Consider the following 19,960-nt stretch of genomic DNA (forward strand, 5'->3'; position numbering starts at 1 on the left):
CTCGCAGCCAATCAGCCCTTAGCGGTGGTTTATTATTTAAAAGAGAAGTTAAGAATGCTGTGGTCGCAGCCATCAAAGATAGAGGGTGAGAGATGGCTAGAAAGCTGGATAGATGAAGCGAACCACTCAGGCATTGTGATGCTAGAGAAGTTTACTAAGACCCTGAGGAAGCATAAGGATGGGATATTGGCATTTTATGATAAAAGGATGAGTAGTGGTCGAGTAGAGGGTGTGAACAACCGAATAAAGACGCTGAACAAAGTCGCCTATGGGTATCGTGATTGGGAATTTTTTGAGTTAAAAATCAAAGCCAGTCATGAGGCGAAGTATCGATTTTCCGGATGAACCGGAATTGTCATCACAAACGGTCGATCTCTCAGTCTCTATTAAGCAAGTTATCGCAGATCTTGCGCCGTTAGCGTTAAAGCACGACCAACAATTGAGCTTTGAAGGGCAGAGTTTGTCGGTTCAAGGCGACGAGCTATTACTCGGCGTGTTGTTTAAAAACTTAATCGATAATGCGATGCGCTATTCTGGCGTACACAGCCACATTGATATTACGTTGCATGGCGATGATCAGTTTATTCAAGTGAATGTGACTGATAGCGGCCCCAACATCACGAACGAAGCCCGAGAAAAAATATTTGATAACTTTTATCGAGCTAACAGTGAAAAAGGCGATGGGGCAGGGCTTGGAATGTCGATTTGCCGTGATATCGCCGCGCTGCATAATGCCACCGTCGAGTTGCTGCCTAGACACAACGACAGCAACATCTTCAGGGTTTGTTTTTATCTAAGCTAACGGGCCTCTTCTGTTTTTATCCATACTCTTTAGCGGCATGGCGCAAAAATATCTTGCGCTTTCTCGTATGCATTGGTTGATACATCCATAATGCCAAGTAAAGAGTGAAAGAGATTACTTTGAGCATAGGGCTGAGTGGCTGTTTGACGTAAACAGGTTTGATTCACGCCTTTCGTTCGGGCAAATTCGTCAGATAACCAGACTAAAAGCGGTACTTGAGTTTGATAATCGGGTGCTAGGCTGTACGGCATACCATGTAAGAACAGTCCATTTTCTCCCAGCGATTCCCCATGGTCGGAGACATAAATCAATGCGGTGTTGTATTGCGCTTGCAGTGACTTTAGCTTTTCAATCAGCTGCGCCAAAACAAAATCTGTGTAACGAATAGTGTTGTCGTAAGTATTCACTATCTGCTCAACGCTGCAATTTTCAATATCCGCTCTTGGGCAATCAGGTTGATATTGCGCCATGTCTTTAGGATAGCGCTTAAAGTAGGTTGGCCCGTGACTTCCAATAATGTGCATGAAAATCATTCGGTTACCAGTTTGGTTGGCAATTTCTTCATCTAAGTTGTCTAGCATTGTGACGTCATAACAAGTGCTGCCGTCACATCGGCCTTCTCGCGCAGTTTTATCCAGCTCTTTCTGCGGAATATTTTTCGCGACGCCTTTATCGCCTCCATCATTCTCTTTCCATAAGAGGTCGACGCCTGCGCGCTGCAAGATATCGAGGACATTGTCTTGGTTATCCGCTTTGGTTCGATCAAAATTATGACGATCCATATTGGAAAATAAACAAGGTACAGAGACCGCTGTCGCAGTACCACAAGAGGCGACATCACTGAAAAATATAGGCTGATAAGGCGCGGTATAAGCATTGGTATCACGTGTGTAGCCGTAGTATTGGTAATTTTGTGCGCGAGCCGTTTCTCCTAGCACAAATAAGACTAAGGTTGGTTTTTCTGCATCACGGCTATGGGTAATTTTCGGTTGCTGCTGCGCATCAGCGCCGATAATTTGATACACCACGGGCTCGGTAAAATAACGATCTTTCACAAGACCATAAGCGCTATAGACAAAGTGAGTGGGGATGATCATTTTCTTGAGGTAACTATTGTTGCGTCCAACCGACGAATAGTTCTGATAATACAGCGCCGCAATAATGACGATGCCGAGTAAAGAGAGCAATATTGATAGCGCTTTATAGCCTAAAAAGCGGGAAATGGATTTTTCTACTTTAAGTGGCGAAAGCAGTAATAGAGCAGCAGGGAGGATGCCCAACGCTGAGATCCAGACAATGGAATAGAGACTGACATAAGAGCCTGCCTCACTGCTATTGGTTTCAACGACATTGAGCAACATGTCTCGGTCGACAATCGTGCCGTAATTGTAACTCGCATAACTCACCACAGCAGAAAGGATGAGTAAGACCGCAAAAAAAGGTTTTAGAAAATAAGGCCACGAAAACAGTTGGAAAATAACGTTCAGCGCCAAAAAGAAAAAAATCGGTATTGAGAACGCAAACCCCCAATTGAACTGCTCAGCAGCCGAAAAAATCTGTGCTAATTTGGCATAAATAGGGATGTTGAGTACCAAGCTGAAATAGAGAGCAAGCAACAAGGTAATACTTGCGTATGAGAAGCGAGGATTTTTCATTGTGGGTTCCATAACATACCGTGTGATGAGAAGACGTTATGGAACTTATAAAGATCTTTTCTTAATAAAGGCTTAAGAAATTCAATCGTTAGAATGAGATGAGTTTGTGGTGGTTACTTATCTTAGTACCTTGCGCACCTTGTCGAATGCTAAAAGTGATGGCGTAAATACTATTGCCGTTCGTCTTTAGGAGAGTCCATGACCACCATGGTGGTGATCGATTTCACCGTTAAGCACTCACCAAGCACATCGGCGTGAAAACGTTTATAGGCGCTGAGATCTTTGGTTTCGACGCGCAGCAAATATTCGTTCATCCCGGTAATGTTGTGGCATTCGACCACCTCCTTGGCGTAGCGCACATGTTCTTCGAAACTAAGCTGCGCTTTTTTCGTGTGGCTGTTTAAGCCAATTGCCACATAAGCGACAAACCCGACATCAAGTTGGGTTTTATTTAAGACCGCTCGATAGCCTTTAATGATCTGCTTACGCTCGAGATCCTGCACGCGGCGCAACGTGGCGGAGGGCGATAAGCCGATGCGTTCGGCTAGCTCGACATTCGAGACTCGGCCATCAAGTTGTAGCTCTTGCAATATTCTCTCGTCAAATCTGTCCATGGCTTATTTTTATTGCTCAATATTGGTGGTATTGACCAATATAAGCACAATATTGCCAGCCGATACCATTATTATTTGTTCATCATTATTAAATAGAGAAAGACGATGGATTACACACAATGGTGGCCACTGGTGGCTTTTGCTTTTGTTTCGACCTTTTCACCGGGTCCAAACAACATCATGCTGATGACATCCGGTGCGAATGTGGGCTTTATGCGCACTATTCCGCACATGCTTGGTGTAACGTTTGGTTTTAGCATTATGGTGCTATTGGTTGGCGTTGGGTTAACGGGTTTATTCCATCGTTATCCTATGTTGCAACAAGGTTTGCAAATTGCCTGCACCATTTATTTGGTCTATTTGGCGATAAAAATTGCGCTGAGTAACCCTTCGCAGGGAGAGAAGCAGTATCAACCGATGTCATTTGTTTCGGCTGTACTGTTTCAATGGGTCAACCCCAAAGGTTGGTCGATGGCTCTGACTGCGGTGAGTGTATTTAACCAAAGTGCGAGTTGGGCGCAGTTAATACTGATTTCATTGGTGTTTGCTTTGGTGAACATTCCGTCGGTCAGTGTTTGGACTGCGGCGGGTAAACAGTTGAGCCACTGGATGAATCATCCAAGTTATGTCCGCTGGTTTAACGGCGCGATGGGCGCGTTGCTGCTACTGTCCGTTGTTCCTATGTTGTAGAGATTTGGTGAGACGTTGCTGTGTGGGAGCATTATCAACGCAGCAAAAGAAAGTGGGTACTGAGCGACCCACTTTGTTTATCTAGCTTGCCTGATATTAATCGTTCGCTATATTGCCCATAAAATTAACGCCAATATTTGCGGTGAGAGTATGCGTAGGCACATTACTAACGGATAGACAGTGGCGTATGCCAACGCAGAAGCGCCACTGCTTTCGTGCAGCGCATTCGCAAAAGCAAGAGCAGGTGGATCGGTCATCGAGCCTGCCAGCATGCCACAGATAGTGAGATAGTTAATATGGCCTAAAACACGAGCCAGTATTCCGACAGTGATCAATGGAATACCCGTGATCAACATGCCGTAACCCATCCAACTGACGCCATCGCCTTGCACTAAGGTTTCAACAAAATTACCCCCAGATTTTAACCCGACTACGGCTAAAAACAGCACAATACCAATTTCTCGTAGAGCAAGGTTCGCGCTGGGTGGCATAAACCAATACATTTTGCCAATGCTGCCGATACGCGCCAAAACCAGTGCGACAATCAGCGGTCCTCCAGCTAAGCCGAGCTTAATGGCGGCAGGGAATCCCGGTAGATAAAACGGAATAGATCCGAGTAATACCCCAAGTCCAATCCCAACGAAGACTGGTAGCATCTGCACATGCTGTAATTTTTGGTGCGCGTTGCCGACCATGCCACTGACCGCTTCAATCGCTTCTTGACGCCCGACTAAATTGAGAATGTCGCCAAACTGTAAGGTAGATTGGCTGGTTGGGATAAGCTCAACCCCGGCACGGTTTAAACGCGAAACGACGACGTCGTATTTCTCTTTTAAATCCAGATCGCGCAGCTTTTTACCAAGCACAATCTCGTTGGTGACGACTAAGCGCTGTACTCGCAGCTCAGTGCCGCGTGTCGAAAGTGATGCATCGACCTCTTCGCCAATCACCAAGCGTGCTTTTTCTAACGCTTTTTTATCGCCGACCAGATGAAGCAAATCATTCACTTCAACTCGTGAATCGGGTTTGGGCACGGAAAGGTGTTCACCACGTTTGAGGCGCGAGCACACAATATCGCCATCACTGAGCGCGGGAATGTCTTTTAAGAGCAGGCCATTTAAGTTGGGGTTTTTAATCGCAACGTTAATGGTGTGCAAGCTCTCTTTTTTGTGGCCGTTGTGGATCTCAAACTCTTCGGCTTCGGCGTCAACATTGACACGAAAGGCAATTCTGAGCAGCCACATGGTAAGCAAAATACCGCATATGCCAAAGGGGTAAGCAATCGCATAGCCCATACCCGTCAGGTCAAGCATGTTCTCTTGGCCACCTAACTCAGTCAGGATTTGTTGCCCTGCGCCTAATGATGGCGTATTGGTGACTGCACCGGAGAATACACCAAGAATAACAGGTAAAGGCACATCAAACAGATAGTAAAGCGCGACCGTCACCACACAGCCCAGCAACACAATCAGTGCGGCAAAGGCGTTGAGTTTTAGTCCTGAGCTTCGAAGTGAAGAGAAAAAACCGGGTCCGACTTGTATACCAATGGTGTACACAAATAGGATAAGGCCGAACTCTTGAATAAAATGCAACGTATTGTAGTCAAGAACCACACCCCACATTCCTGTAAAGTGACCGACGAGAATGCCGCCAAACAGCACCCCGCCGATCCCTAAACCAACACCGTAGACGCGCCAATTCCCTATCCACAAACCCAGCACAGCTACCAGCGAGAGAATGCTGATAGAAAGTGCAATGTCACTCATGATGAGTCTCCTGAACAATTTAAAAACGGCTGGTGGGCAAGCTTAATGAACGGCAGGGGTAGGCGTAAGAACTCGGTTAGTGGTTATGTCTACAGCTGGAGGGTTCAAATACGGCATTGAGAAGTCACCTAGTGAAATGAACTCTCGATGTCGTTTTGTGGTTGCCCTGAACTTATGACCAGTAATACTGTAATGAACTACAAATGTTAACTATAGGTATGCAAATTTGTGCACCGGAACGAATATTAAATTTCTCAGATAACTAATTGTTAGATAAGAGTTAAATTTATCCATTTCCTGTGCGTTGCTCACCACTATTTTTATCGAGAAAATAGCCCATACCGCGTTTAGTTTTAATCAGTGCTGATGAGAAAGGGTCATCAATTTTTTTGCGTAGACGACGCATATACACATCGACTACGTTGGTTAGGGGATCTTGATGGAGGCCCCAAACATTAGCAAGAATCCGTTCTCGGCTAAAAATATGACCAGGTTTATGCATCAATAGCTCTAATATTGAGAGTTCTTTGGCGGTTAACTCAATGGCTTGCCCTGCCCGTGTTACGGTCATGGTTGATAAGCAGAGCGTTAAGTCTGCAATGTGCAGAGTGGGCATTGGCGCAGAGTCAGAATGTCGACGTTGCAGCGCATCTAGGCGAGCCAGTAACTCTTCAAAATGAAAAGGTTTTGCCAGATAATCATCCGCACCAATGCGTAGGCCCCGAACCCGTTCTTCAACTTCGCCCAGTGCAGAAAGCATCAAAATGCGCACATCAATACCGGCTTCACGTATTTGCTGACAAAGAGTTAATCCATCGGTGTGCGGAAGCATTCGATCTAAAATTAAAAGATCGGGCTCGCCGCTTATGAGTGTTTCAAGTGCGTATTGCCCATCATTTAGTCGCTGAATGTGGTGACCTTCTGCTTTGAGCCCTCGCTCAATAAAGTTGGCAATTCTGGCATCATCTTCAATTAAAAGAATTCTCATGATTCTTCCTCTTCCAGTTCAAAGGTAAGTGTAACGGTTGTGCCTTGAGCCAATTGGCTTTGGAATGCGATGGTTCCGCGTTGCTGTTGCACAATGTTATAAGCCAGCGTTAAACCAATCCCCAAGCCATCAGGGCGATAGCGTTTGCCGTTTTCGGACCGAAAATAGCGTTGGAAAATCTGTGCGAGGTCCTCTTGGTCAATGCCAATACCGTGATCTTGCAATTGAAGATGAAATTGCTGGGGCTCAACTAGCAGAGTGAGCGTAATAGGCTGGTGATGTGGATCATAGCGCAATGCATTATCGACGATAATTCGCACGGTCATCAGTAGCTTATCTAAATCAGTATGAAAGATCCGAGCTTGCCAGTTTGCCTGTTGTGGGTGAAGACATTCAAGTTGCACTTGATGCGCGTGAGTTAAAAGGGTGGCTTGTCTCGTCACCGACTGCCATAGACTCTCTAAGGTTATGGGGCTAAGAGCCGGTTGGAACAGCTTTTCATCTTGACGGATCAGCAACAATAAATCGTCGATCCGATAGGAAAGGTGGGTTGCCGATTCATTGATACGCTGTAGCGTTTGTCGATACTCTTCATCACTATTTTGACGACTGCGAAGGGTAATTTGCGCTTCTCCTAAAATGGCCGTTGCGGGAGTACGCAATTCATGGCTGACGTTCGCAAAAAACTCTTTCTGCTGGCGTTTAGCTTGCTCCAATGTTTCGAGTGCATTGGCGAGTTCTTGGGTGCGAGCAGTAACTTCTCGCTCAATGAGTTGACGCGAAGCGATCTCTTTTTGCTGCGCATTTTCAAGGCTTTGTGCCATGTAATTAAAATGCTGCGCTAGGGTTCTGAGCTCACTTGGCCCGCTGACCGATACTCGATGGTTAAGATGGCCTTGTTCTAAAGCTGAAGTGCTTTTTACCAGCTCCGCTAACGGTTTGGATAAGGTGCGCAGTAACCAGCCTCCGAGTAGCAAGCCAAAGACTACCCCCAGTGATGATAAAGTTACAATGACATTTTCTACATCAGATAATGATTTCATCGCTGCCGCTTCATAGCGTGCAGTACGTTGTTTCTGTAGAGAAATAGCTTGATTCAGCAGCTGGCGTAGGTCGGTGTTATCCACCTTATCAAAGGTGTCACTGAGTAAAAGCCAGCGATCATTATTGTCTGTGATTTTTGCGATTTCCCAGGATCGAAGCGCTGTTTTTAACCGTCCAAAGTTAGTTTCAAAGAGAGAAATGACTTTGATTTGCTGAGTGATCTCGGCAAAGTCTTGGTTGGTGATGCCGTGTTGTTGTGCTTGCTCGGTTAGCAAATAGAGCTCGCTGAGCAAATCTTCAATCTTTGAAAAGCGCATGTCTCGTTTGAGCGTGCTGCCATCTTTCGTCAATAAATACTCGGCAAGCCAAATTTTCAACTGCTGTTTTTCCGTGCTCAACTGCATAAAGCTTTGCAAGATTTGATTGGAGATCTGTCCGCGCTGAATGTGCTCATTAGCGACGTTATTTGACCATAAAGCGGTGCCAGCTTGGGCTAAGATTAGGGTGAGTAACAGAGCCAGTACGAGAGATAATTGATAACGAAACATAATGATCGCCGCATAAATTCAATAGATGAGCAGAGTAAGCGATCCGTTGGTATTGGGTAAAGAATATTCATCTGAAGTTAATCTAAGCGCATGCTTTAGGTTCATCGAGAGGCTGTAAATTACTCCCATCAACCACATTACTCCCATCAACTAGATAATTAGATAAGGTCTTCATCATGCAACGTACACATAAAAGAATTTCTATTTCAGCATTATTACTCTGCGGGTTGTTACCGCTGTCCGCTCAGGCTTCTGACTTATTGGTTAATAACAATATTAGCCATCAAGAGGTGCTTGATGCCCAGCAAGCTTGGGGAGAAGCGTTAATCAAGATAAGCCAGACTTATGAGCAAAAAGGTCATGCTGAAGCGAAGAAGTTGGCAAAGCAAGTATTAGACCAAGCGTATGGCTATCAACAAGGTGCGGTGCTTTTCAAACCTACGCTTGCCAGTGGGGAGCAAACCTTTCGTACAGAAGCGGACGGAGCACTATCGTATTTTGTCGGCAGTGATAAGCAATACCCACAAGATTCTGGCTTTGCACTAAAAGGTTGGAAGGAGTATAGCTTTGATAACGCAGCAGTCTACATCAACGGCGATGTGGCCTTAACCATGGGGCACGTTAAGCTCATCGACAATAAAGGAAAGAAAACCGTGGTGGATAAAAGCTGGGCATTTAAGAAAGATGAACAGGGCCAACTGCGAATTGTTCTGCACCATTCATCACTGCCTTTTCAACCTTAATTGAGGGGAAAACTTTTAGATGTGGGTGATGGTAATACACCCACATCGCAGACCTTTCTGTTGTGCCAGTTAAACGCCAGCACGCTTGAGTAGGCCAGCCATCAGTGGCGAGCTTGAACGAACCTGTTTTGATTTGTTCTGTAATGTTTTAGCCAGCGTTGGGTTATTGATGCTTTTGGCAATGTAGGCCATTGAATGATAGAAATCTCCTGCGGATTTCATTTTATTGGCGTCATTTAATGGTGCTAACAGTTGCACCATGGTTGTGCCACTCATCGCTTGTTGGGTGGCGTACTCTTGTACTGCATCGAGTAGAAGATCGAGATCGACCATCGCCTCGGCACTTTCCACACCATGTTTTTTCATCTCTTTGCGGTTACGTTTACGCATTTGCTTAATGACAAAGGCCGGTTTGTTGAGCTTTTTAAAAGCAAAGTAACCAAGAACGACTGCAAGCACGACACCGCCCGCCACATAACCCCAAATAGAACCGGAAGATTCAACAACAGGCTTTAGGGTTTCAACGGTATATTCAACGGTAGTGGGTGTATCAGACATTATTATTTCCTTAGAATGCAGCTTCAAAATCAGAAGCTATTAATTAATCTGGCAGGGGGAAAAGCGCCTTGCGATGAATCAAAGATCCATGAAAAGGAGAGCTTCTGCCTCACATTACTCTCTTTTTGGGGTGAGGAGGCAAGAAAGCAAGTCCATTTTAGGGATTATTAATGAGTTTGTTGATAATTGTGCGAGTTGGTCACACAAATTACGCCATTGCCTCTGTGTGTATGAGCTTAGTGAGGTGATATAAAGATTGAAATGCACAGTCGTCATGAGGTTTAATGTTACGGTAACATTCAGTTGGAAAACAGAATAAAAATGAGCAGTATGCAACGTAAAACTAGGCCTACCCTGCAAGATATCGCAGACCGCGTGGGGGTGACGAAAATGACCGTTTCCCGTTTTCTACGCGACCCCAATTCGGTCGCATTGGCAACCCAAGAAAAAATTGCCGCAGTGATTGAAGAGTTAGGTTATATACAAAATCGCGCCCCGGCGATGTTGTCGAAATCGTCAAGTAAGGCGATTGGTATTCTTCTGCCTTCCTTGTCAAACCAAGTGTTTGCCAATTTAGTTCAAGGGATTGAGTCGGTAACCAAAGCAAGAGGTTACGATACACTTATTGCCCACTTTGGTTATAACGTGCAAGAAGAAGAGGAGAAAATTGCCTCGTTGCTGTCGTATCAAGTCGATGGTCTTATTTTGACCGAAACGCACCACTCCGAACGTACCATCCAAATGCTAAAAGCGGCGGGTGTGCCAGTGGTTGAAACGATGGAGCTGCCAGACAAGCCGATCAATATGGCGGTGGGGTTGGATCACGAACAGGCCTCGTATCATGTGGTGACGCAGATGATCGACAGTGGCAAACAGCATATTGCCTATCTCGGTGCGCGTCTTGATACTCGAACGCAGTTGCGGATGAATGGCTATGATCGTGCAATGCAAGATGCAGGCTTAACCGCAGTTCATATCCTAACTCAAGAGCATTCAAGTTTTACTCTCGGCGGTGATTTACTCGAACAAGCCCTAGAAGAGAGGCCAGAGATCAACGGCATCTTCTGTACTAATGATGACATTGCAATTGGTGCCATGATGAAGTGTGCACATCGAGGGCTGAAGATCCCTCAAGATATTGCAATCGTGGGGTATAACGCGCTCGATATAGGTCAAGCGATTTCACCAAAGCTAACCAGCGTAGAAACGCCTCGGTTTGAGATTGGCAAGAAAAGCGCTGAGCTATTATTGTCCGCACTGGCTGGTGAAGTGATTGAGCAGAAAGTGTTCGACTTAGGCTTTAGTGTCACCGATGGCGAGAGCCTGTAGTCAGCTTGTTATTCAGCCATTGAAGTGGTTGAGTTTATCACTTCAATGGCTACATCAAGCTCATGTTGTATCAATTAGGGTAGAGGAATGAAGCCCCTTGATTGGCGGCAGAGACATTATTTCGGCACACTTTAAACAGATCGCGCCCCCAAGTTTGCTGTGTGAGTTCAGTATCACAAGTGGCGATATCGCGGCCTTCGGTTGGCGTTAAGTTCTCTAATCGGCCTGTCACCGCATCGACGCGGATCCTATCTCCCTCTTCAATAAGCGCAATTGCGCCGCCTCTTAATGCTTCCGGTGAGACGTGAATAGCCGCAGGAATTTTGCCAGAAGCGCCGGACAAACGACCATCGGTCACTAACGCAACCTGATAGCCTGCTTTTTGTAAGTTGCCCAAAATCGGCATTAACTTATGCAGCTCAGGCATGCCATTGGCTGCTGGCCCATTGAAGCGGACTACAACCACGCAATCTTGATTGAGCTCGCCGCGTTGATACGCCTGCTCAACCTGATGTTGGCAAGCGAACACTTTGGCGGGCGCTTCAACAATGCGATGTTGCTCAGCCACGGCAGAGACTTTGATCACTGCTTGCCCAAGGTTACCCGATAACACTTTAATGCCACCAGAGCGCTGAAATACCTTATCAGGCAGGGCGATTACCTTGGGGTTTTTAGTTTGAGTACAGGCTTGCCATTCTAACGTATGGCCCACTAATTGTGGTGATTTTAGTTGATCTGCAAATTCACCAAACACGGGTTTTACGTCGCTGTGAAGTAACTGCGCTTGATGCAGACGCGTCATCAACATGGGTACGCCGCCTGCGAGCTCAAATTCATTGATATCCGCCGAACCATTGGGGTAAACATTCACCACAAGAGGAACGACGTCAGACAGATCACTGATATCTTGCCAAGTCAGCACAATACCCGCCGCGCGAGCAACAGCCAGTAAATGAATGGTATGGTTTGAACTGCCACCAGAGGCGAGCAAAGCCACTAGGCCATTGACTACGCTTTTTTCGGTCACCACCTCATAAAGTGGACGGAAATGCGCCGTACCATCGCTCATGGCGGCAAGGCGGATTGCGGCATGTTGCGTCAATGCAAGGCGCAATGGGGAAAAGGGAGCGACAAACGCTGACCCTGCCAGCATTAAACCCATCGCCTCAAACACTAATTGGTTGGTATTGGCAGTGCCGTAGAAAGTGCAAGTGCCTGGGGAGTGGTATGAAGCGCACTCCATATTCAGCAGCGCGCTATCATCAACCAAACCCGCTGCGTGTTTTTGGCGAACATCGACTTTCTCATCATTAGTAATGCCAGTGGACATTGGCCCTGCGGGAATAAAAGCCGTTGGTAGGTGCGCAAACGCCAGCGCGCCCATCAGTTGCCCGGGCGCAATTTTATCGCAAATACCGAGCAGTAATGTGCCATCAAACATATTGTGGCTGAGTGAAAATGCCGTGGCTTGTGCAATCAAATCGCGTGAGAACAACGACATATCCATGCCCGCTTGGCCTTGCGTTACGCCATCACACATCGCCGGAACGCCGCCAGCAACTTGAGCCGTGTGGCCAAATGGGGCGAGCACTTTTTTGATCTGCTCAGGGTAATCTTTATACACTTGGTGCGCGCTAAGCATGTCGTTGTATGCTGTGATAATGGCTAAGTTAGAACGCGTTAAATCGAGAATGTGCGCTTTTTCTTGAGAGCAAGAGGCGGCGACGGCATGAGCCAAATTACCACAAGAGAGTGACGCTTTACCCTTGCCACTGTGCTGTTGTGCCTTGGCGCGGTTAAGAAACTCATCACGCAAAGTACGGCTGCGCTGAATAATTCGTTCGGTGACGGCTGTGATGGTTGGGTTTAAGGTTGTACTCATGCTGACACCTTTTGACCATCTAAAGTGAGCTCGCGCAATGCCACTAGGGCGCGCTCTACAACCTCATCAATATCCGTATCGATATCAACGATAGCGACTTTCACTTCGTTGTCGGGGCGCTCTAGCGTATTGAACTGGCTTTCCACCATGTTCGCTTTCATAAAGTGGCCTTTACGCGCTTGCATGCGCTTCATGATTAAATCAAAACTGCCATCGAGAAAGAGAAAGGTCACATTTTGGTTACCGTCACGGATTTGATCGCGGTAGGTTTTTTTCAACGCAGAGCAAACAATCACGCCGTGCTCATTTTTACTCTCTAAGCTAAAAGCCGCGTCACGGATGCGCTCTAACCAAGGTTTGCGATCGTCATCATTTAGCGGCTCTCCGCCTGCCATTTTGAGAATATTGGCTTTTGGATGAAGGTCGTCACCGTCGATGAATTTCGCCCCTAATTTTTGGGCCAGTTTCGCGCCTACAGTGCTTTTTCCGCAGGCGCATACGCCCATTACAATAATGCTACTACCAGTCATACGGACTCCTTGAGTGGTATTCTGAGCTGGATCTCATTTTTTAAATTCACTTGGAAATATGACTTTATCTTATCCATGTTATCGGTAACATGTTACCCGTAACTTAGAGATTTGTGAACTGAAACACAAACAAAACAATACGTGATATAAGGTGAAGAACATGGAATTGATGACTCAAAGCAGTAACCCTGCTTACCTATTAGCAATCGCGGGATGTGCGATTGCAGCACTACTGATTTTAATCATGAAGTTGAAGATACACGCCTTCGCTTCATTAACCTTAGTCAGCCTCGGCACTGCAATTGCCACCGGCGTTGCGGCGGAAAAAGTGGTCCCAACCATGATGTCTGGTTTTGGTGGAACCCTAGCGTCCGTTGCTTTGCTGGTCGGTTTAGGTGCGATGATTGGCAAAATTTTAGAAGTGACGGGCGGTGCTAAAGTGCTGGCCGATACCTTGATAGGCCGCTTTGGTGAAGAAAAAGCGCCGTTTGCACTGGGTATTGCTTCATTACTGTTTGGTTTTCCCATCTTCTTTGATGCGGGATTGATCGTGATGATGCCGATCATCTTTAGTGTAGCGAAGCGCTTTGGTGGCTCACCATTGAAATACGCGCTACCTTCAGCTGGTGCTTTTGCCGTGATGCATGCCTTTGTGCCGCCTCATCCTGGGCCAGTTGCGGCTTCAGATCTTTTAGGCGCTGATCTTGGTCTGCTGCTGATTGTTGGTATCTTGGTCGCGATTCCTACTTGGTATTTTGGCGCTTACCTCTTTGGCCTGTATGCGGGTAAGAAATTTGATATTCCACTCTCTAAAGCGTTTTTTAATACCGAGCAAATTATTGATGAAAATAAATTGCCAAAATTTGCCACGGTATTAGCGATTTTAGTGATGCCTGTGCTGCTCATCTTTATGGATACAGGTCTTAATACCCTTGCGGTAGCAGGTGTGATTGACGGCAAAGCGCCATTGGTTGAATTCTTACGCATGTTGGGTAAAACCCCGGTGGCCCTGTTGCTGACTCTGCTAACTTGTTTACTGGTGTTTGCCAAAGATTTTGGAATGAGCAAGCTGGAAAAACTGTGCAGTGACTCGTTAGCGCCTATCTGTGCGGTAATTCTTGTGACAGGTGCGGGCGGCATGTTTGGTGGTGTGTTGCGCGCCAGTGGCATTGGCCAAGCATTGGCTGACGTGTTATCCGATACAGGCATGCCTATCATAGTCGCGGCGTTTGTTATCGCAACTTGCTTACGTGTGGCGCAAGGCTCTGCCACCGTGGCACTAACCACCACCGCCGCTTTGATTGCGCCAATTGTGGCACAAACCACGGGTTTGAGTGAGTTGGATTTATGTTTTATCGTGATTGCGATTGCTGGTGGTGCAACGGTACTATCTCACTTTAATGACTCAGGCTTCTGGCTGGTTTCTCGCTTGATGGAAATGGATGAGAAAACCACACTCAAAACTTGGACTGTGATGGAAACACTGCTTGGTAGCATCGCGTTTGTGATTGTCGCTGTCCTAAGCTTCTTATTATAAAAAGCGTTTTACTATAAGGTTATGAAATGAAAACTCTTGAACAACGATTGAAAGAAATCAAAATCGTCCCTGTGATTGCGATTAATGATGCTAGCCAAGCGGTCCCTTTGGCCAAAGTATTGGTTGAAAATGGGTTGCCATGCGCGGAAGTGACCTTTAGAACAGAAGCGGCTGCAGAATCGATTCGTTTGATGCGTGCCGCCTACCCAGAGATGCTGATTGGCGCAGGGACAGTACTGACCACGGCGCAAGTAGATCAAGCCATTGAGGCGGGCGTGGATTTTGTAGTCAGCCCCGGTTTTAACCCAACCACGGTGAGATATTGCCAACAGCGTCATGTGACAATTGTTCCGGGCGTCAACAACCCAAGTTTGGTTGAGCAAGCGATGGAAATGGGTTTGCGCACATTGAAATTCTTCCCAGCAGAGCCTTCAGGTGGCGTGGCAATGCTCAAAGCATTGACGGCGGTTTATCCGGTTAATTTCATGCCAACAGGTGGCGTTAGCCCAAGTAACGTTCAAGATTATTTGTCGATTAAATCCGTAGTGGCGTGTGGCGGTACGTGGATGGTACCGACAGATCTAATGGATAAAGGTGATTGGCAGGGAATTGCGGAATTGGTTAAAGCGCTATAACCCTTTCTATTTTCTTTAAGAACAACGGCTTGCTTCGGTAGGCCGTCTTTTTATTCCCTGCGCACCTCCGACCATTAACGATAAAAGTAATCGAGAGTAACGCGCGATCAAAAATCTCGTTACAATCGTTCTCCTACTCATTTCACGATAAGCTAAGCTATGTACGCAAACCGACGCGCAGAATTAATTTTAGTTATCACGACCTTATTGGCTGCTGCGGGCTGGGTGTTTTCCAAACAAGCCATTCAAGGCTTACCGCCTTTTGGCTTTATTGGTGTGCGCTTTCTTTTAGCGTCGCTGTGCCTACTGCCATTTTGTCTTAAAGCGCTGCGCCAAGCCTCACTGCACGATTGTTTAAAATCAATGAGTGTGGGCGTGTTGCTAGGTGGCTCGATTTTTTGCTGGATCCACGCGATTTCCATTAGCGATACGCTAGGCGAGGGCGCATTCATCATGAGCCTCTCTATGCTGTTTGTTCCGTTATTAGCATGGCCGCTGTTTGGCGCTAAACCGGCGCGCGCATTTTGGTTGTCGCTACCCATTGCACTGATTGGGCTTTTTTTACTGTCGTGGAATGGGGAATGGGTCGTCGCGACCAGTCAGTTGTGGTTTATTGCTGCGGCCTTTAGCCTGGCATTGCATTTTAACTTTAACAGTCGTTTTTCGGCTAATCTGCCGCCGATGTTGCTCACTACATTACAACTGTTTGTTGGCGGCTGCCTTGGGGTATTACTCTCTTTACTGTTTGAGTCATGGCCAGATCAAATAAGTTTGATGACGTGGAAGTGGCTTGCTCTGAGCGTATTACTCGCCACCAGTTTGCGGTATTTGATGCAAACCATAGGTCAAAAGCACGCCAACCCCACCAATGCGGCGATATTAATGCTGCTTGAGCCAATCTGGACACTGGTTCTGAGCGTGCTGATTTATGATGAATCGATGCCAGCGAATAAGATTTTCGGCTGCGGCTTGCTGCTCTGTTCGCTTCTCTTCTATCGAATGGGCCATTTTCGTCATCGTTGAAAGAGCCAAAGCGTGAAGCGAAATTAAGTTGCTAGAGAGCTCTAAGACGCATTGAGTTTCTTTGCCTTTTAAGGAAGAAAACAGACATTACGCACGTTGATAGCGTAGGGCCATCACGTTTGATTATCGTTTTTGGACAAACTGATTCCCTCTTCTTGAAGGGGAGGTTTTGTTGCTGACGCTCCTTAACCCCCTCCTAACCTCCCCCTGAAAGGGGGAGGAACAGAACAGTTGTCAGCTTCCGCTCTAGAACATAATTGGACATAAGCTTCTTAGAGCTACAACTTAATCTAGTGAACTACTAATTAGCTCAGATATGAAAAACTGGGTAATTCCTTCTAACCTCAACATCAAGCATATAACAACCATATTTCGGTCATCAACGAAGTATCATTTTTCCCATTAGCTATAGTACCTACAACAATTAGGTGACATAGATAGGTAAAGAAATGATTGCTGTATTATTTGAGGCAATGGCTGTTTCGGAAAAGAGAGACAGATACTTCCAGTTGGCGGAACAATTAAAGCCACTTCTCAGTGATATCGATGGTTTTATATCAATCGAGCGTTTTCAAAGCACAACAAACCCAGACAAATTTATATCTCTATCTTGGTGGAAAGATGAAGAAGCCATCAAGCATTGGAAGAAAAATGTGCATCACAAGCTTGCTCAAGACGAAGGAAAATCTACTATTTTTTCTTTTTACAAAATCAACGTCCTAACCTCAACACGAGAATATTGTTCACAATAACATAGAGATAGTAAAATGCATGATATACATATAATTTTAAAAAATAGTCCTGGAGAATTAGCCCGATTTGGTGAAGTCCTTGGAAAGAATGGAATTGGACTAGAAGGCGGTGGAGTTTTTGCTCATGAAAATAAAAGCCATGCCCATTTCCTAGTCGAAGATGGAGAAAGAGCGAGGGATATCCTTACTGAGAATGGATTTGAAGTAAAAGGGATCACTTCTCCACTTATACGAAAACTCAAACAAGAACAACCTGGTGAGCTTGGTGCGATATCTAAGGCGTTAGGAGATAAAGGTGTTAACATTATTGTTCAGTACAGTGATCATGATAATCGATTGATACTTCTAACCGATAACTATACATTGGCCGAAAAAGCAACAATTGACTGGGCTGTATAAACTTGAGCAAAGAAAATATCTCTTCAGCAACATCAATAATAGACTTTAGTCAGGAAACCGACATGGCAGCCTTAGCGGCTGCCATGTCGGACGCCTCTAGGATGAAAATCCTATGTGCGTTGATGGATGGAAAAGCTTGGACTGCAACCGAATTAAGCGTTGTAGCAGAGGTTGCACCATCAACTACTAGTTCTCACCTATCCCGCCTGCTGAAAGCCAATCTTGTTATATGTTTATCCCAAGGGCGACACAGATATTTTCGCCTCTATAGTAAGAACGTCGCTGTATTACTCGAAAAAATGATGGGAATTACTTTCCAAGTAAATCGTCCCTCTCGTTCCAAAGTGCCTCAAGAACTTCTCCAAGCAAGAACCTGTTATGACCATTTAGCAGGCGAAATAGCTGTTCAACTGTATGATTCACTATTAAAAAACAAATGGATTGACAGTGATGGCAAAGGTATCACTAAGCAAGGACAAGAAAAATTTTTAGAGCTAGGTATCAATATCGATGAGAAAACTAGAAGGAAAAAATGTTGTCCATGCTTAGATTGGAGCGAAAGAAAGTTCCACGTTGGTGGTCACTTAGGAGCAGCGCTACTTAGTTTTTTTGAAGATAATAACTGGATAGAAAGAGTCCCCGGATATCGCGAAGTTGTTATTACTAATAAAGGTAAAAAAGAATTTCATGGGCGTTTTGACATTGATGTATAGGTGTTCTTAGAGAGCATAGCATATAAATGGTTACTCATTAGCGCATGTTGTAATGGCACACTGAGTTTGGTCACGCAGTTAGATTAGAAAAAATAAGTCAAATGAGGCTTTGGTGATATCTGCGTTAAATCGGTCGAAACAAGGAATGGGGCAGAAATTTGCTAGAGTTTGCGCTCTAAACTGTCAGTTTCGGATAAGGTGAGGTTGGGCAGCCCAGAGTCTAACTGAAGCATGTCTATCAAGTCGGTGGCTATTCATTTTATCGTCCTTGAGTAACTCTAGTTACTAGTTCTTGTAGTTTTTTTGATTTGAGGTGATTAAACCAATCAAATATCAGAGGGTTCGACTTTCTATTTGTATATATCTGAAACTGGATGCTTTCTATTGTTTTTTTCGATACTCGTGGTTGGGATAATGCATTGTCCAAACTTTCACTCAACGCTTTCTTTGCATCAATAGCTCGACGCTGCTCTATGTAGACACCTCTGAAATAGGTTAACAAAGGCATGCTTGGAATAATGTAGGACATTATAAACTCGGTTAATGATGCCTCTTTGTGAAGAGCAGTACCAAGGATTGCAAAGATGTATGCAATTATAAATAAGCTAACGTAAAAAATATAAGAAGTTCTAAGTTCTATATCCCATCCCAAATTCTCACTTTGGCATAAGAGTATTCCTTTTCTCTCATGATGGTTGGAAACCTCAACTGAGTACCAGTTAGACAGTCTGTTAATATCATGAGATTTTGAATAGCTACTAGCTTGTTTACTAATGTCATGACTGGACACCTTAGCACCTACAATAATCGGGTCCCAATGCAAATTATAAACATATCGATCAAATTGCTCTTGGATCGTTGCGGCTTTCTCCTGCAATTGGACCACTTTGCTTTTTAGCCATAGCACATCAAACAACGTCAACGTTAAAGCAAAAATAGCTATCCAGTTAGTCAAATCTAGCTTCAACATCTCTAATGCATAATGCTTTCCTAATGTATTTAGGCCGATTAAAAATGGTATAGCCAGAGTTGCATAAATACCTAATAGCCATTTTGCAGAAGAGTACACGTTCCTTTGCGCAGCAAGTAACTCGATTGAGGAGCGTTCGTTTTGTCTCTGATTAATTAAATTCACTTTTGGTCAACCTACCCAACAAAGTCAGAGCCAAAAATGGCTTTTAGTTCGTTGATTGCTTTATCCGGATTAGAAAACTCATATTGATCAGCATTATGTAGCCTTAAAGAGTCAAGTTTAGCTCTCTCGCTGATCGACTTCATTTTGTCGAAGTCAAGATTGTTTAAGTTTCCTTGAATACCTTTGGGGTCATTTACAGGGAAATAGACAGCATTTGCAATGTAGTCAAAAATTGCACGTATTGAAAACTCAATATATTCCTCAGAAGGTTTATTGTTTTCAAAGTAATCGAGAACCATATTCTCTAAAAGGTAAGAGCCCATAGTCGCCATCGTTTGTCGTTTATTCCAGTATTTTATTATTCGGATTAGCTGTAATATTTGTCCTCTATGAGACTGATTAATCCGAGCAGAACGGTTTTTATCTTCCCTAGGGTCAGTTTTTTTCCAATTACCACTTCCATCCGGAATTAAGTAGTAGTCTTTACCGTTTGCATCTGCCGCTGTAAAGAAGCAAGGCACGATATCAAAGTTCCAATCGTAAGCAGCAGCTTGTAAAGTCGCGGCTTCACCATTCCTGTGAGGTGTATTTTTATATTGACCAATACTATCTAAAGA

19 protein-coding genes and 2 pseudogenes are annotated in these 19,960 nt (G+C 45.1%); 11 read left to right on the forward strand and 10 right to left on the reverse strand.

Going from position 1 to position 19,960, the window contains the following annotated elements; translation table 11 throughout:
- The coding region (locus B9J87_RS05935) for a transposase (protein WP_141201546.1) at positions 1-345 on the forward strand (345 nt) is incomplete at its 5' end.
- A 7-nt stretch (positions 346-352) separates the two neighbouring features.
- Positions 353-802 (forward strand): annotated as a pseudogene (locus tag B9J87_RS05940) (sensor histidine kinase); the annotation flags it as partial.
- A 29-nt stretch (positions 803-831) separates the two neighbouring features.
- Here the strand turns inward: B9J87_RS05940 and B9J87_RS05945 are convergent.
- Positions 832-2,469 (reverse strand): phosphoethanolamine transferase, encoded by a 1,638-nt coding sequence (locus B9J87_RS05945; RefSeq protein WP_094149750.1) that lies wholly within the window; start codon positions 2,467-2,469, stop codon positions 832-834.
- Between the two features lie 158 nt (positions 2,470-2,627).
- A complete protein-coding gene (locus B9J87_RS05950) occupies positions 2,628-3,071 on the reverse strand; it encodes an Lrp/AsnC family transcriptional regulator (protein WP_017050939.1) in 444 nt (147 codons plus the stop codon).
- Positions 3,072-3,176: 105 nt separating this feature from the next.
- Here B9J87_RS05950 and B9J87_RS05955 point away from each other — a divergent pair, with 105 nt between their 5' ends.
- Positions 3,177-3,761 carry a LysE family translocator gene (locus B9J87_RS05955; protein ID WP_094149752.1) on the forward strand — a complete coding sequence of 195 codons (585 nt, stop codon included), beginning with the start codon at positions 3,177-3,179 and terminating at the stop codon, positions 3,759-3,761.
- Between the two features lie 107 nt (positions 3,762-3,868).
- Here B9J87_RS05955 and B9J87_RS05960 read toward each other — a convergent pair whose 3' ends face one another.
- The 3 genes from B9J87_RS05960 to B9J87_RS05970 all read right to left on the reverse strand — a co-directional run bounded on the left by B9J87_RS05960 (position 3,869) and on the right by B9J87_RS05970 (position 8,107).
- A complete protein-coding gene (locus B9J87_RS05960) occupies positions 3,869-5,527 on the reverse strand; it encodes a putative transporter (protein WP_064625634.1) in 1,659 nt (552 codons plus the stop codon).
- A gap of 286 nt (positions 5,528-5,813) precedes the next feature.
- Positions 5,814-6,515, reverse strand: a complete 702-nt coding sequence (locus B9J87_RS05965; RefSeq protein WP_094143215.1) for a response regulator transcription factor — start codon at positions 6,513-6,515, stop codon at positions 5,814-5,816.
- Positions 6,512-8,107 (reverse strand): sensor histidine kinase, encoded by a 1,596-nt coding sequence (locus B9J87_RS05970; protein WP_094149754.1) that lies wholly within the window; start codon positions 8,105-8,107, stop codon positions 6,512-6,514. The genes B9J87_RS05965 and B9J87_RS05970 overlap by 4 nt, the downstream gene beginning before the upstream one ends.
- Positions 8,108-8,283: 176 nt before the next feature.
- Between B9J87_RS05970 and B9J87_RS05975 the strand changes: the two genes are divergently transcribed.
- Positions 8,284-8,850: a phosphoribosyl-AMP cyclohydrolase gene (locus tag B9J87_RS05975; protein WP_094145483.1), complete on the forward strand. Its 567-nt coding sequence runs from the start codon at positions 8,284-8,286 to the stop codon at positions 8,848-8,850.
- 69 nt (positions 8,851-8,919) lie between these two features.
- Here B9J87_RS05975 and B9J87_RS05980 read toward each other — a convergent pair whose 3' ends face one another.
- Positions 8,920-9,408 (reverse strand): hypothetical protein, encoded by a 489-nt coding sequence (locus tag B9J87_RS05980; protein WP_010319103.1) that lies wholly within the window; start codon positions 9,406-9,408, stop codon positions 8,920-8,922.
- A 321-nt stretch (positions 9,409-9,729) separates the two neighbouring features.
- Here B9J87_RS05980 and B9J87_RS05985 point away from each other — a divergent pair, with 321 nt between their 5' ends.
- Positions 9,730-10,737, forward strand: coding sequence for a substrate-binding domain-containing protein (locus B9J87_RS05985; protein WP_026027817.1), 1,008 nt, complete (start codon positions 9,730-9,732; stop codon positions 10,735-10,737).
- Between the two features lie 70 nt (positions 10,738-10,807).
- Here the strand turns inward: B9J87_RS05985 and edd are convergent, their stop codons facing one another.
- Entirely contained in the window at positions 10,808-12,619 is a 1,812-nt protein-coding gene (gene edd / locus B9J87_RS05990) for a phosphogluconate dehydratase (protein ID WP_094149756.1), read from the reverse strand.
- On the reverse strand, positions 12,616-13,149 hold the full coding sequence (locus tag B9J87_RS05995) for a gluconokinase (RefSeq protein ID WP_013856467.1): 534 nt from the start codon (positions 13,147-13,149) through the stop codon (positions 12,616-12,618). Before B9J87_RS05995 ends, edd begins: the two co-directional genes overlap by 4 nt.
- A gap of 160 nt (positions 13,150-13,309) precedes the next feature.
- Here B9J87_RS05995 and B9J87_RS06000 point away from each other — a divergent pair, with 160 nt between their 5' ends.
- The 6 genes from B9J87_RS06000 (at position 13,310) to B9J87_RS06025 (ending at position 18,208) form a co-directional block, all read left to right on the forward strand.
- Entirely contained in the window at positions 13,310-14,686 is a 1,377-nt protein-coding gene (locus B9J87_RS06000) for a GntP family permease (protein ID WP_029388227.1), read from the forward strand.
- A 26-nt stretch (positions 14,687-14,712) separates the two neighbouring features.
- A complete protein-coding gene (locus B9J87_RS06005; RefSeq protein WP_019282198.1) occupies positions 14,713-15,321 on the forward strand; it encodes a bifunctional 4-hydroxy-2-oxoglutarate aldolase/2-dehydro-3-deoxy-phosphogluconate aldolase in 609 nt (202 codons plus the stop codon).
- Positions 15,322-15,480: 159 nt separating this feature from the next.
- Positions 15,481-16,344 carry a DMT family transporter gene (locus B9J87_RS06010; protein ID WP_094149758.1) on the forward strand — a complete coding sequence of 288 codons (864 nt, stop codon included), beginning with the start codon at positions 15,481-15,483 and terminating at the stop codon, positions 16,342-16,344.
- Between the two features lie 449 nt (positions 16,345-16,793).
- A complete protein-coding gene (locus B9J87_RS06015; protein WP_088733540.1) occupies positions 16,794-17,096 on the forward strand; it encodes an antibiotic biosynthesis monooxygenase family protein in 303 nt (100 codons plus the stop codon).
- 15 nt (positions 17,097-17,111) lie between these two features.
- Positions 17,112-17,495: an amino acid-binding protein gene (locus B9J87_RS06020; protein ID WP_088733541.1), complete on the forward strand. Its 384-nt coding sequence runs from the start codon at positions 17,112-17,114 to the stop codon at positions 17,493-17,495.
- Positions 17,496-17,497: 2 nt separating this feature from the next.
- The gene (locus B9J87_RS06025; RefSeq protein ID WP_232472874.1) at positions 17,498-18,208 is read left to right on the forward strand and encodes an ArsR/SmtB family transcription factor; all 711 of its coding nucleotides are present in this window, start codon (positions 17,498-17,500) and stop codon (positions 18,206-18,208) included.
- A gap of 259 nt (positions 18,209-18,467) precedes the next feature.
- Here the strand turns inward: B9J87_RS06025 and B9J87_RS06030 are convergent, their stop codons facing one another.
- The gene (locus tag B9J87_RS06030; protein ID WP_001904796.1) at positions 18,468-19,343 is read right to left on the reverse strand and encodes an S-4TM family putative pore-forming effector; all 876 of its coding nucleotides are present in this window, start codon (positions 19,341-19,343) and stop codon (positions 18,468-18,470) included.
- Between the two features lie 11 nt (positions 19,344-19,354).
- Positions 19,355-19,960: pseudogene (locus B9J87_RS06035) on the reverse strand (hypothetical protein); the annotation flags it as partial.

Origin of the sequence: Vibrio sp. V19_P1S1T109 (assembly GCF_002241375.1) — a bacterium.
Classification (GTDB): Bacteria; Pseudomonadota; Gammaproteobacteria; order Enterobacterales; family Vibrionaceae; genus Vibrio; species Vibrio anguillarum.